Raw genomic sequence first — 15,080 nt, forward strand, 5'->3', positions numbered from 1 at the left:
ATAGGTGATTTCCACTTCCGGACATCTGATTCCCAAATTTCCGGAAGTGCGATTTCATCGCACAAGAATATTCAAATAGGGGCATATTCTTGCGTATCATGTTCCTTTGCAAAAGCTTTCAAACTTGAAAGATATGAAGTTAGCCCATCAAAATCTTTCTTAGCCAAGAGTTCATCAATCTCAAATGCAAATCTGTCACACTCTTTTGAAAATCTTAACATTCTTTACTACCTTCTTTCTTGAAAATAAGAAATAGCACTCTTCATGTCTTCACTTTTATAAACTAATGATAACATATTGATATACTACCGTCACTTTATATCATAAAAAGCATATTTTTCTTTATTCTGTCGTTTTTAGTTGGGTTGTTCTAAAGAAAAAGACCGCCTCTCCCGAGACGGCCTTCCACCACAACAATCCTAACGATTGCCATACATCTTCTCATAATAATTCTGATACTCACCACTGATGATAGTCTCCCACCACTCACGGTTATCCAGATACCACTGAATGGTCTTCTTAATACCATCCTCAAACTTTGTCTCCGGAAGCCAGCCAAGCTCATTATGAATCTTGGTCGGATCGATCGCATAACGCATATCGTGACCTTTACGATCTGTCACATGTGTGATCAGGCTCTCCGGCTTGCCAAGCTCCTTGCAGATAATCTTTACAATGTCGATATTCTTCTTCTCATTGTGTCCACCGACATTATAGACCTCACCAACACGTCCGTTATGAATGATCAGATCAATAGCCTTACAGTGATCCTCCACATACAGCCAGTCACGCACATTCAGGCCCTCACCATATACCGGCAACGGTTTATCAGCCAGCGCATTGGCGATCATCAGCGGAATCAGTTTCTCCGGGAAATGATACGGTCCGTAGTTATTGGAGCAGCGGCTGATAGAAACCGGCAGACCATAAGTTCTGTAGTATGCAAGTACAAGCAAATCTGCTGCTGCCTTGGAAGAAGAATACGGAGAACTTGTATGGATCGGAGTCTCCTCTGTAAAAAACAGATCCGGGCGGTCTAACGGCAGATCGCCATACACTTCATCAGTAGAAACCTGATGATAACGTTTGATGCCATATTTTCTGCAGGCATCCATCAATACGGAAGTTCCCATGATATTTGTCTCAAGAAAAATACCCGGGTTCTCGATGGAACGGTCTACGTGGCTCTCTGCTGCAAAATTTACAACCATGTCCGGATGCTCTTCCTCAAATAACTGGTAAACAGCATCTCTGTCGCAAATGTCAGCCTTTACAAAACGGAAATTCGGATTCTCCATCACCGGTGCCAGTGTGGACAAATTTCCCGCATAAGTCAGTTTATCCAGGCAGATGATTCTGTAATCCGGATAATTATTTAACATATGAAACACAAAGTTACTTCCAATAAATCCGGCTCCGCCGGTTACAATAATGGTCATTTTATATTCCTCCTGCATCACAACTTGATTTAGTCTCTCTGGAACAGATCTCTTGTGTAAACTTTCTCTCTGACATCATCCAGACAGCTGTCATATCTGTTTGCAATGATGGCCTGGCTCATCTCTTTGAATTTTACCATATCATTTACCACTTTACTTCCGAAAAATGTGGAACCCTCCTCTAATGTTGGCTCATAAATAACAACCGTTGCGCCTTTTGCTTTGATCCGCTTCATAACGCCCTGAATGGAAGACTGACGGAAATTATCAGAATTAGATTTCATCGTCAGACGATACACACCGATCACAACCTCTTTTTCCATAGAAGCATCGTAATTATTTTCATCCTCATACGCATAATATCCGGCCATCTGTAATACACGGTCTGCAATAAAATCCTTACGGGTTCTATTGGACTCAACAATGGCAGACATCATATTCTGCGGTACATCCGCATAATTTGCCAGCAACTGTTTCGTATCTTTCGGCAGGCAATATCCACCATATCCAAAGGATGGATTATTGTAATGAGAACCGATACGCGGATCCAGACACACACCGTCGATGATCTGCTGTGTATTCAGGCCTTTCATCTCCGCATAAGTATCAAGCTCATTAAAATAAGAGACCCGAAGTGCCAAATACGTATTGGCAAATAACTTCACGGCCTCTGCTTCTGTAAATCCCATGATCAGGGTATCGATATCCTCTTTGATGGCGCCTTCCTGCAGCAATCCTGCAAATGTATTGGCAGCTTTCACCAGTCTCGCATTCTCCACATCTGTACCGACAATAATTCTGGACGGATACAGATTATCATACAATGCTTTGGATTCCCGTAAAAATTCCGGGCTGAAAATAATATTGTCACAATGATATTTCTCACGCACACTGGCAGTATAACCAACCGGGATTGTGGACTTGATCACCATGATCGCATCCGGATTATATTTGATTACAAGCTCAATTACTGCTTCCACTGCTGATGTATCAAAAAAATTCTTCTTGCTGTCATAATTCGTCGGTGCTGCGATGACCACATAATCTGCGTCTTTGTATGCTGCTTCCGCATCCAGCGTAGCTGTCAGATTCAGTTCCTTCTCAGCCAGATATTTTTCAATATAATCATCCTGGATCGGTGACTTCTTCTGATTAATCAGTTCCACCTTCTCCGGGATAATATCGACTGCCATAACCTCATGATGCTGAGATAATAGCGTTGCAATTGACAAACCTACATATCCTGTTCCTGCTACTGCAATTTTCATACTCTATTACTTCCTTTACCATTTTATTTATATGCACAAAAATAAGAGCCTCTTGAGGAAATTCCTCATTCTGGCTCTCATTCCTGTAAATTTCAATTTTAAACTACTGCTTTACTGATATTCCTTCTATGCTTAACCATTGTGCAACTGTGTCCACACTTACTTTTACTGCTTCTGCAATATTTTCAAGAGACAATCCCATATTTGCTAACCGTAAAGATGTGGCCTGTTTTTCTTCTTTGCGTCCAATCTCCCTGCCAATCGCCTCCGACTCTTCTCTCTCCATCCTCAGATGTTCTTCCTGATCATACTCAAAAATACTCATTTTCAACACCTCCGCTTTGTTGCGCTTCAAAAAATCTGCTAAAATGCCATTTTTAATACATTCATTCACGGCCAGCTCCATCGCAGCATCAAAATCCATATACTCCTGATACTTCCGAATCGTATCTACAAAAATCATATACTGATGCAAAGTCGGACTCTTTGCTGCCAGTTCCTGATTGTGCCCTTCATTGATATTCAACACTGTAATCTTCAGTTCCAGATCCGGCTCGCCCGTATGTATCTGATAGGCATCTGATAAACGCTGCTCTGACACGTCCGGAAGATTCTCTGTTCCGTTATAAAACACTACAAACTTCGGTTCCGGAAGTTCAATCATCTTCCTGCCATACAAGTTATCATCTTTGACCAACACCGCATATACACAGGTTACATAAATCAGATTTCGCAACGGCATATTTTTATTCACCGTTGACTGATGCTCATACAATAATAACTGTGATGCGATTACAAACGATACATCATTTCGCATCCCCATGTATGTTGCATTCTCCAGCGTCGTAATTTTCAGATCATTCGGATTATCATATTCCGAATCATTCATGGCATTGTATACTTTCAATGCCACAACCGGATCATTCAAAAGCATCCGAAATACCCGGTCCTTGTACTCCCGGCTTGGTTCACCAAGTATCTTCAGAATATCTTTCATAATCTCCTGAATGTATTCCGTTGTGATTCCTTCAGTTTTTGTCAACTCTGTCGCTTTTGCCATCCATTGTCCTCCTCCGTGTAAGCAGAAAGAACACTTGTCTGACTGGCTGTATTCTGCAAAAATAATATATATTATTCACTGCCTGCAAATACTTACAACTCCATCGCAAAATTCCTTCTGCTTATCTTTACTTGTTTCCTGAAATTCAAGCATTAAGAAATTCTGTCGAATATATTAGAATACAGATCGGCTTGTGCCAAATATGAATTGAAGAATATTAATGCTTACACTGAGTGTAGCATCTGATGGTGTATTCATCAACTATTTTTTATGTTTAATAATGTCATATCTTTATCTACTGGCAAAGATAATAGAGCCAACTTCGAAATCCTCGCTTTATCTTCTGATTAACCAATGTGAACCCTCCCACTTTTCCATTCACACAAAGCTCCGCTGTAATTTTTGTATAATCGTACTTGGTAATTTCAATCTGATACTTTGGCATACCACCTGGCAAATCTGTTCTGATATAAATATCCTCGTTTTTATTCAACCTCAGCGGATGTTGAATATTATCTTCCCGACTTTTTGAAATCAATTGGGATTTTGCTATGTTTCCCGTTTTCTCATCTCGTTCCAAAATATGTCTAATCTTTATATCATATATTCCATCCGGAGAAGATATTTTTATTACCTCCTGCGCATCTACCTCTAAAACAAACTCACGATTAAATTCATCTGAAGCCTCAATCATCCGATATTCAAAATTCTCATCATACAAATTTCTGTTCCTAAATAAAATCCATATTTTTCCAATAACAAAAATAACGAACAACAATATTGTACAAAAATTGGCAATTCCACTTACATTTTCAAAAAAATGACCAATCCTATTAAAAATCAATAATATGCATATTAATTCCTTTTCCATAAAAATCATACATCTTTCGTCATTTTAACCAAACTACTATATACGTTATTATACTTCATTATCCTTGATTTGTATTGTACTATATTTATCTTTTATTGTTTATTATAATTTTATTTCAACCCCAGCTACTCTGAAACTCAAATAAAATCATAATATACTAATGCATCTGCCTTCTAGCACTGTGTTTAAAAGACAGATGCTCATTAAAATTACTATTTACTATTTGCACTTTTATTTATAATTAAACATTGATTTTATTTACCAAAGCTATCCTTATATCTTTGTTTACACAAAAATGCAAATATGCATCCCAGTAAAGCCCAACCTCCTGCTATAACAAATTCTTGGGGAGATAATGTACATCCCGTTCCAGGAATTAAATACATCACACACATAACTCCAGACATAATAACAGCCATAAAACCAATAAATTTATAATTTTTTACTTTATACGGACGTTTTAAATTTGGTTCAGTCTTTCTTAATTTTACAAAAGCCATCGAAACAATACAATATGTTAAACAACATGCAAAACTTGCACTATTAGAAATCCAAATCAACATTTCTCGACCAAAGAAAACTGATATAATTGACAACACTCCAATAAGTATTAAAGAAAGATACGGTGTTTTATATTTAGGATGTGTTTTCGAAAAAACATGAGGAATCATACATGAATCAGCCATAGCCATTAAAGCTCGGCTTCCACCAAGCATAAAGGAATTCCAGCTCGTCACAATTCCGCACATACCACCCAGTATAAGCACTTTTGCCATCACTTCACTGTTAAAAACTTTTTTCATTGCATCGGCAGTTACAAGTCCACTTCCATCAACTGAATCAGCAATTTCAGATACATTCATTGCATATCCAACTGCCAGTACAACCAACCCATAAAATGCTACTGCCAGGGCAATAGAAAAAACTAAGAGCTTTCCAAGTTTTTTTAAGGGAACATTAATTTCTTCTGCTGCCTGAGGAATAACATCAAAACCGAATAAAAAGAAAGGTGCAACCATTGCTACAGACAAAATACTTCCAATAATACTTCTCATATCCGCCCCCACAAACATTTGTCCACGCAAATTTGATGGTTCACCCTTTAAAGCAGACATAACAATAAGAACTATGCCAACTCCAGCAATTGCGATTGTAAGAACTTTTTGCAAAACTGCTGCTGCTTTGACACCTTTTATATTTATCCAGGTAATTAGAATGGAAAAAAATATTGCCACCATTAACCAACTTAAATATATATCAAATCCACAAACCGTATATAGATATCCCTTTAAAAAATCAGGGAAAATATATTGAATGATTGTAGGGAGCGAACATGCTTCAAAGCATACCACTCCAATATAACTCAGTACAACTGCCCATGTACAGATGAATGACCCTATTGGTCCAAATGCTCTCTGGCTAAATACTTTTGCTCCACCGCTTTCTGGCATAGCAGTCGTAAGCTCTGCATATACTAATCCAACAAAGTATATCATTATTCCACCGATTAGGAATGCAACCATTGTTCCCACTGTACCTGCACTTTGTATCCATCCGCCAGATGAAACTACCCATCCCCATCCAATCATCGCTCCAAAAGCAACAACAAGAACATCACTTGTATTTAATACCTTCTTCAGACCATCTTCATTCGTCTTTGTTTTCATCTACAAACCTTTCATTAAAGAGCTGGTGTATCCCAAACTTTCAATTTAGTGCCAATCCCATTTTTTAGTGCATTCTTATAAACATCATATCCCCATGCAACGTCTTCAATAGGCATTCCTCCAACAGCATAAAGAATAATTTGTTCATCACTATCTCTTCCACTTTTTTCTCCTGAAAGGATTTCGCCAATCTCAGTAATTGACTCTCTAGAAATTTTGCCTTCTGTTACAGCATCGTAGAATCCCATTCCCAAAAGTGTAGATACATTCTTCTGTGTAGGAAGTGGTTGTCCGCTGCCCCATCCATCATACATTGCATAATTATCAGATATAAGTTTTACATCTTTATCTGCCAAAAACTCGGCATCAACTAATAATGCAGATGCAGCAATTACTAATGCACCTTTTTTGAGCCATTCTTTTTTTACTGTTGGATTATCTTCATAATTTGCTGCATTAGTAGTACCATAAAATACAATATCTGCATTCTGACATACATCTGCTAAATCATCACACACAATATACTCTTTAATATTTGGGAAATTATCTTTACAATAAGCCACAAAAGAATCTATTCCTCTTTGACTCCTACCTTTGATTCTTACAGTATCAATCGTCGGTTGTGCTGATATAAATGCCTTCATCGTATAGCGACTCATTGTTCCTGGTCCAATAATTGCTACTGTTTTCGGATTTTTTACGGTAAGATGCCGTACTCCAACACCTGTTGTTGCTCCTGTTCTCATTGCACTAAGAATATTTGCTGACATATATGCTAAAGGAGCTCCTGTTGTTGCATCCATTAACTGCATCATAAGAATAGATCTTGGCAATCCTTTCTGTGCATTATCAGGGTTTGATCCATAACTCTTAATTCCAAACATTTTAAATCTTCCACCCAAATATGCTGGCATTGCCATAAATCTAAAATCTGGTTTGTGTGTTGGCATTCCCTTAATAGTTGTTGTTTTTGGGAATGAAACACGTATGCCATGTTCATTAGCATTTTCACCACCCATTCTGTAATCGCCTCTATGTAAAAGAACAAACATGTCTTCAATGGAATCAATACATTTTTCCATATTCTTAACGCCAGCCTGAATCATATCCTGCTCATTCAAATAAATAAATTCTACATTGCTACTCATTATTTTCCTCTCCAATCACTATCTATCAATTCTATCTGTATCAAATCTTGCAAAAATAGCATCCTCACCATTTGTATCCTTGGCAATAAGTGTCGAGTTAACAAAATTTATCGTATTTATCAATTCTTCTGTATTCGGACACAATAAATCAACTTCTCCCAATCTTTGGTTTACATTATATGCCCAGACAATTTCTTCACCTTCTTTGCACCTCGGCAAATAAGAAATAACATAATCATTAGTATTTACTTCCGCCTCGCCACCTAAATATGCAATTGTACAGGCACGAATTGTCAAATATAAAACAGATGCTCTAAACCCATTAATAAAAGCTGCATCTTTTGGTATCACGATATCTGTTTCTCCAGATAACGCAATTTGAATCATTGCTTTCATTAAATCTACATTGAATACTTTTTTAAATACTAATTCATAATCTACACCTGGGAATCTCAAGCCCGGATCAAAGAATCTGAAAACCCCATTATCTTCAAAACCTTGCATAAAAATTGGACCATTTTTTATCCCGAGTTTTTTGAACATCTTTACTACATTAGCGTGTGCTGTTTCTATGTATCGATCTGTATATCTAGAAGGCATTACCGCACATGAAACAACTTTTTCCATATGCATATCTTCAGAACCACAATAATTATCACTTGTTCTAAGTAAATATGGCTCTCCATCCACAAAAAAGTATGTTACATGAAATTCTTGACTTCCCCTGATATATTTTTCAACTAAAATATCCCCATTTGAAGACTCCAACTTTGCAAATTCCATTGCCGAAATCAACTCTTCCATTGTATAGCAAACAGCCTGTCCTCTTGACCCTCTACTATCAACAGGTTTTACAAATACTGGGAATTCCACATTTCCACCTTTTATATCCTCTTCACTAAATTCATCAATTGTATCAACACCGTTTTCCTTACACATTTTCTTAAAAGCATGCTTATCCGTCATTTTAAAGAATTGTTCCTCATTGCCATAACATGGTAAATTCAATTCTCTGCAGATTTGAAAATACGGGCGCTGACATGGATCAAGCCACCCACTTATAACACCATCAATTCCCTTTTCTTTTGCCTTTTTTACAATGCCATCAACATCATAAATATTCAAATTCCAATACTCATCAGCAACCTTTTTTCCTGGTGAATCTTCATATGAAACATTATCTGTAGTAATTGTATATATTCCCATTTCCTGAGCTGCTTTTATTAATTTTACATGTACAGATGCACTGCCTAAAACAAGTATTTTCTTCATACTCCACCTTCTGTTCTATCTTTGCTTTTTATCTATATGTGTTATTCAGTTCTAAATATCATCGCTTTATATTATATAAATCTAATTACTCTGTTTAAACCAACTACTAGTTTATATTTATCCTTCTTCTTGCAATAATATCTGCAATATCTGCAATCTTCTCTCCTGTATTTTCTTCCATCATTTTGATAAACCCCGCCATTTGATAAACCATTTCGTAACTATCCAAATTAAAGCAAACCATTCCCCTGACCATCGTTTCAACATTTACCTTTTGTTGAATTATCTCTTCAAAAGAATCTATCTCTTTGTTATGTGAATCAAATATATATGGCAATGCATAATATTTAGATATATTACCTTTAGATAATATACCTTTCTTATCACTATCAACCAGCAATGGATACTCACCCTTAGCTTTCATTGCAGCTATCACAGTAACTGTATCCCGCGACATAGCCCTCAAAAAATACTTTGTCAGATTAGGTCCATATATAAACTGATTTCCATAAATAATAAATACACTCTTTGTAAACTTGTGGTTTAGCTCTGAACTAATTGTAATATTAATACCTTCAACTTGTATTGGCTTACATTTTCCTATTATCTCAATATCCTTTATTCCAACAAGTAAAAATTGTGATATTAAATATTCAATCATCTTTTTATTATAAATAATAGTTTCCGCTGGAATAATATCATTTAGCACTAATACACCGATCCATTGACTTGTCTGTTCATGACCATACATTATGCTTTCAATATCTGTATCCAATAAAATACATAATTGATTTAGTAATGATGTATCCGGAAAGGTAATTCCTCTTTCCCATTTTGATATAGCCTTATCACTAATACCCAATTTTTCAGCCAGAGAAGCTTGTGTAAATCCAGCAGATCTTCTTAATTTAGCTATTGTCTTGCCTGTATTATTTAAATCCATGCTCCCTCAAACTCCTGCTATCTCGGCATTTTTCCATCAGCAACCTTCTTCAAATGTTTACCATATGGACTTTTTCCATACTTTTCAGCTGAATTTAATAATTGTTCCTTGCTAATCATGTTATATCTATATGCAATTTCTTCTGGTGATGCTACAATAATTCCTTGCATATTCTGAATTGTCTGAATGAAACCAGCAGCTTGCATTAAACTATCCATTGTTCCTGTATCAAGCCAAGAAAATCCTCGTCCCATAATGTCACAATCCAATAAATTTTTTTCTAAATACATTTGATTAAGTGATGTAATTTCTAATTCTCCTCGTGCACTTGGCAAAACATGTTTTGCCATTTCACTTACATTGCTAGGATAAAAATAAAGACCTGTTACCGCATAATTACTTTTAGGATTAATCGGTTTTTCCTCCAGGGAAAGTACTTTATAATCTTTATCAAATTCAACTACCCCAAAACGTTCTGGATCATTAACATAAAAGCCAAATACAGATGCTCTCCCTGCTTCTGCTCTTTTAGCTGCATTTTTTAGCATATTTCCAAGACCATTCCCATAGAAAATATTATCTCCAAGAATCATTGCACATGCATCATTACCAATAAATTTTTCACCAATAATAAATGCTTGTGCTAATCCCTCAGGCTTTGGTTGTACAGCGTAGGAAAGTTTAATACCAAATTGATGGCCATCACCTAATAGTGATTTAAAACGTGGTGTGTCCTCCGGTGTCGAGATAATGAGAATATCTCTAATATTTGCCATCATCAATGTAGTTAATGGATAATATATCATTGGTTTATCGTATACTGGTAATAATTGTTTTGATATAACTCTTGTTAATGGATATAATCTGGTCCCAGATCCCCCTGCAAGAATAATTCCTCTCATAATTCTACCTCTTACAATTCAAAATAATTTTACAAATCCGGTTAACATCTTCTAAGGACAAATCTGCATATAACGGCAACGTCAGCACTCGCTTGCTCAAATGTAAAGCAACTGGTGTCTGACTCGGATCATACTTTCCATGGAAACAATCAAATGTATTTGTTAATGGATAAAAATATTTTCTGGATCCAATTCCCTGCTCCGCCAATGCTTCCATCACTTCATTTCGGGTAGCGCCAAATACATTTTCCTCAAAAATCACCGGGAAATATGCATAGTTTGGTTTTACATCTTTTTGAATCGGATTCATCTGTAAGCCATCTACTCCATCCAAATGTTCCATATATCTCTCTACAACAGCTTTTCGCTTTGCAATTTCTTCATCCACATGGCGTAGATTACATAATCCCATTGCAGCACAGAATTCATTCATCTTAGCATTTGCACCAACACCATCTACTGTTTCTGGTCCTCTAATGCCGAAATTTTTCAGACGATATAAGTCCAGTCCAAAATCTTGATCTGCAAAGCAAGCTGCGCCTCCTTCAATTGTATTAAATACCTTTGTAGCATGAAAACTAAAGCAGGAAACATCCCCAAAGGAACCTATTCCCTTCTTTTTATACTCAACACCAAATGTGTGTGCTGCATCGTATATTACCTTCAGTCCATATTTATCTGCGATTCTCTGAATTTCCTCTACATCACAAATATTGCCATATACATGCACCGGCATAATTGCACTGGTCTTATCAGTGATCAACGCCTCAATTTTTGTAACATCCATGGTAAAATCCACTGGGTTTATATCACAAAATACCGGTTCCAAACCATTTCTAACAATTGCATGTGTCGTAGATGCAAAAGTAAACGGTGTAGTAATCACTTCGCTTCCTTTTGGAAGATGTAATGCCTGCAAAGAAAGTTCCAGAGCCATATGACCGTTCGTAAGCAGGTCAATGGATGGAACTTTCAAATAACTCACTAATTCAGCTTGCAATTCTTTATGTTTGACTCCCATATTTGTTAACCAGTGAGAATCCCAAATCTCTTTTATTTCATCTATGTATTCCTGATATTCTGGCATGGATGAACGTGTTACTAAAATACTATTATTCATAATCTACTCTCAATTCTATTTCCATTCAATTTCAACAAAACGATTAATTTTATTGAACAATCAATACGTTACATATGTCCCCTACTTGTGATATAGCTTGTTTTTTATATATGGCTTTATTGTTTCCAACAAATATTCATATGATTCCAATTTAAATAATTTAGATCCTCCCAAATAAATAGTTATTCCTAATACAACCTGAATACATAATGTTAATATATCCGGTAATCCTATCCGTTGCACCAGATACACACAAATTCCCATTACAACCGCAAGACTAATTCCTGGTAATATATCTTTTAATTGTTCAAGATATCCATAGTTTAATAATTTTTTGTTTGGCCAGCTATTGATAATCTGATTCAAAACACTAGACACTAATAAACTATATGCCATTGCCATAACTCCAAACCACATCGTAGAAATTAATAGCACCATACCTACTGTCTTTTTTGCTATTTCTAATTTTAAAAATATATCACTTCTTCCCATTGCATTAACGGCATTAAGATTAGCTGTGTGAATTGGGTAAAACATACTTGTGATGCAGAAAATTTGCATAAACGGTACGCATGGCAACCATTTTTCCGTTAAAATGAATCGTATAAGTGGTGTACCGCAAAATGCTAATCCCATCATTAATGGTGCCATAATATAAGTACTTGTTTTTATTGCTCTACGCATCATCGCTTTTAGTCGAACTAAATCATCTTGTTCCCTTGACATTGTTGGAAGTAAAACACTATCGATAGATGTATTAATATTTGTAATTAACAAATCTGGAAATTGTTTTCCTCTATTATAAAACGCTAAATCCGATGCTGAATACATTCTTCCAATAATCAGCTGACGTATATTTGTATATATATTATCTAATAATGCAGATACTAATAGTTTCCATCCAAAAGAAAGCAATGCCTTCAATCGTTTAAAAGAAAAACTCTTTTGAGGTCTCCACTTAACCGTAATCCATAAAATAGCCGTATCAACTGCTGCATTAAATATTTGTTGCATAACAAGCGCCCATACACCAAAACCGTTATACGCCATAATAATGCCAATAATTGCAGCTCCAATTGTTCCACCCAGTGTCGAGAAAAAAAATCTTTTAAATTGCATTGTTCTGGAAACATATGCTTGTTGTACATTTTTAACTCCTGAAATAACTAAAGTCAGACTTAAAACCCTAATAACAGGAATTAATGATACATCATGGTAAAATTTAGCAATTCCTGTTGCCGCAAAAAACATCACTCCATACAATACTGCACACACACACACATTAAAAAAGAACACTGTCGAAAAATCTAAATTATCCGCATCTTTTTTTTGAATTAAAGCATTTCCCATACCGCTATCTACAAATACATTTAATATCGTTGTAAATACAGTAATAAGTGCAATTGTTCCGTACACCTCTGGTGCTAACAATCTCGCTAAAATGATTGAAACAATAAACTGTACTAACTGCGCTCCACATCTTTCGGCAAAACGCCAGAAAAAATTTCCTATAGTCGTATTTCTATCAATTTTCTTTTCCATCTACCTTTACAATTCTCCTTTTAACCCAATCTTATAAATTTTACTTTTTATAATTGCTTTGAGAATTATACTTTTTTCCCTTTTATCAAATGCATTCAGAATGACACGATTTTCTTTATAATAATCTTGACTATCTATTTTAAGTTCAAAGTTACTATTTTCACTAATTTCTTGTTTTCTATAATCATATTCAGAAGCATTTTTCTTTCTTACTTTTAAATTAATTGTATTTTGGCAATATATACCGCTTCCATCGAATCCATAATTTCTAACCAATGACTTAACTGGCGTAATGACATATTTATTATTTATTTGAATAAAACATCCACATGCTACATCGCAGAAATCATATAATAAATTATCTTTTTTCAAAACATTATTCATAACGTCAATATATCTTGCATCTGTCATCTTACATCTCTTTATCTTTCCATTCACAAATGCGCTTTTTATACATCCTCCATGAATTTGATTTTGCATTTCCAAAAATTTATCTTTCCAAAAACCAGTTCCCCACATAGGAAAAATGGCTCTATTCCTAAATGCATTACATCCTTCTGAAACTTTCCATTGCACAGGATATGAATAACCTGTCACCCCTAACACATTAGGATCATCTTTATATTTTTCTAGACATATATCCATGTATTCTATAAAATTTGGTGAAAACTCACAATCATCATCTGTACGAATAAATCGATCATACTTTTTCAAAATATCTGTTCGCAGATCTACCATATTCTTTGCAGCGCCATAATTATATGGCCGCCTAATAACTATAAACTTGGAAAATTCTTTAAATTCACCTTTTAAATAATCTAAAATTTTTTCATACCCTTCCGTATGTTCTTCTTTTGTCGGATAATCCAATGCAATATATACATCAGTATATCTTGCCCAGCTATTTTTTCTTAAACTTTCTATACATCTCACAAAATGCTCATATCTACATAATGTAGGAATTAATATTGGTGCATAATACATATTTTTTCTATATGATGTTTTTGATAATCATCACATTAATCCTTTCTGTCAACTAACTCGTTTTATCCATCCGATACTTTCAATAATTGCTGATTTGATTCCCCTATATTTTATTACTCCTATGATTTTAGCCAAATAACTTCCCCCTGGAACTTTTATTTTTTTAGTCAACTTGTCAACATATCGATCCTCTTCACTATGCCAAGAGCCATCAAAATGATGTATTACATACGTATTGTCTGTGATAGTAATTTCTTTTGTTTCGAGATCTTTCGGTGAAAAAAAATCTTTTGGAAATATTGTGATTCCATTTATACATTGCTTTAGATTATTTTTTTTTAATCCATATTTTGTATACAAATTTGTCATTCTGGTGACATTTGTTGTTAAATCCATACTTCCGTCACTTCTAATAAAATGTATGTTTTCATACCCATCTAAACATTCACAATATGTTTTTTGCCCTTTTTTGCAAGCCATTAACCCTGTTGAAACTTGATTTTTTGTTTCAAATCCAGCTACTGCCTCATACCCCAATAAATCATTCAAGGATTTTATAACTTCTACATCTGTATCCATATATATTCCACCATAATAAGTTAGTGCATATAATCGAGCTACATCACTAACAAACGCCCATTTTTTTGCTTTATAAGCTTCTTTCACATATTCATTAATTTCTAAATCAAAGTTATCCTCATTCCACTCCACAATTTTATAATCTGGGCAATATTTTTTCCAAGAATTTATACACTTCTGTGCAAGTTCAGGCAATGGACCTTTACCAAACCAACAATAATGAATAGTTTTAGGTATACAATCTTCTTTCATCATTTTTTTTTCTATGTTACTTGTTTTTGTCAT

General features: G+C 35.2%; 14 protein-coding genes. All 14 read right to left on the reverse strand.

The annotated features are described in order from the left end of the window. Positions 1–71: 71 nt before the first annotated feature. The gene (locus tag Q0I54_RS05390) at positions 72–221 is read right to left on the reverse strand and encodes a hypothetical protein (protein ID WP_296117086.1); all 150 of its coding nucleotides are present in this window, start codon (positions 219–221) and stop codon (positions 72–74) included. Between the two features lie 198 nt (positions 222–419). Further along, a complete protein-coding gene (rfbB, locus tag Q0I54_RS05395) occupies positions 420–1,439 on the reverse strand; it encodes a dTDP-glucose 4,6-dehydratase (protein WP_296117087.1) in 1,020 nt (339 codons plus the stop codon). Positions 1,440–1,468: 29 nt separating this feature from the next. Further along, positions 1,469–2,707, reverse strand: coding sequence for a nucleotide sugar dehydrogenase (locus tag Q0I54_RS05400; protein WP_296117088.1), 1,239 nt, complete (start codon positions 2,705–2,707; stop codon positions 1,469–1,471). Between the two features lie 103 nt (positions 2,708–2,810). After that, on the reverse strand, positions 2,811–3,767 hold the full coding sequence (locus Q0I54_RS05405) for a hypothetical protein (protein ID WP_296117090.1): 957 nt from the start codon (positions 3,765–3,767) through the stop codon (positions 2,811–2,813). A gap of 295 nt (positions 3,768–4,062) precedes the next feature. Next, a complete protein-coding gene (locus Q0I54_RS05410) occupies positions 4,063–4,638 on the reverse strand; it encodes a hypothetical protein (RefSeq protein WP_296117091.1) in 576 nt (191 codons plus the stop codon). Positions 4,639–4,892: 254 nt separating this feature from the next. Then, positions 4,893–6,305, reverse strand: coding sequence for an APC family permease (locus tag Q0I54_RS05415; RefSeq protein WP_296117092.1), 1,413 nt, complete (start codon positions 6,303–6,305; stop codon positions 4,893–4,895). 14 nt (positions 6,306–6,319) lie between these two features. Then, a complete protein-coding gene (locus Q0I54_RS05420) occupies positions 6,320–7,453 on the reverse strand; it encodes a tyramine oxidase subunit B (RefSeq protein WP_296117093.1) in 1,134 nt (377 codons plus the stop codon). A gap of 18 nt (positions 7,454–7,471) precedes the next feature. Next, positions 7,472–8,725: an acetyl-CoA carboxylase biotin carboxylase subunit family protein gene (locus Q0I54_RS05425; protein ID WP_296117095.1), complete on the reverse strand. Its 1,254-nt coding sequence runs from the start codon at positions 8,723–8,725 to the stop codon at positions 7,472–7,474. 106 nt (positions 8,726–8,831) lie between these two features. Then, the gene (locus tag Q0I54_RS05430; protein WP_296117097.1) at positions 8,832–9,668 is read right to left on the reverse strand and encodes a helix-turn-helix transcriptional regulator; all 837 of its coding nucleotides are present in this window, start codon (positions 9,666–9,668) and stop codon (positions 8,832–8,834) included. Positions 9,669–9,685: 17 nt separating this feature from the next. Next, the gene (gene rfbA, locus Q0I54_RS05435; protein WP_296117098.1) at positions 9,686–10,570 is read right to left on the reverse strand and encodes a glucose-1-phosphate thymidylyltransferase RfbA; all 885 of its coding nucleotides are present in this window, start codon (positions 10,568–10,570) and stop codon (positions 9,686–9,688) included. A gap of 4 nt (positions 10,571–10,574) precedes the next feature. Next, positions 10,575–11,690, reverse strand: a complete 1,116-nt coding sequence (locus Q0I54_RS05440; protein ID WP_296117100.1) for a DegT/DnrJ/EryC1/StrS aminotransferase family protein — start codon at positions 11,688–11,690, stop codon at positions 10,575–10,577. A gap of 81 nt (positions 11,691–11,771) precedes the next feature. After that, positions 11,772–13,232 carry a lipopolysaccharide biosynthesis protein gene (locus Q0I54_RS05445; protein ID WP_296117102.1) on the reverse strand — a complete coding sequence of 487 codons (1,461 nt, stop codon included), beginning with the start codon at positions 13,230–13,232 and terminating at the stop codon, positions 11,772–11,774. 6 nt (positions 13,233–13,238) lie between these two features. After that, a complete protein-coding gene (locus Q0I54_RS05450; RefSeq protein ID WP_367270785.1) occupies positions 13,239–14,165 on the reverse strand; it encodes a hypothetical protein in 927 nt (308 codons plus the stop codon). Positions 14,166–14,264: 99 nt separating this feature from the next. Beyond that, positions 14,265–15,080 carry a glycosyltransferase family 32 protein gene (locus Q0I54_RS05455; protein WP_296117107.1) on the reverse strand — a complete coding sequence of 272 codons (816 nt, stop codon included), beginning with the start codon at positions 15,078–15,080 and terminating at the stop codon, positions 14,265–14,267.

Origin of the sequence: uncultured Eubacterium sp. (assembly GCF_934295145.1) — a bacterium.
Taxonomy (GTDB): domain Bacteria; phylum Bacillota; class Clostridia; order Lachnospirales; family Lachnospiraceae; genus Eubacterium_I.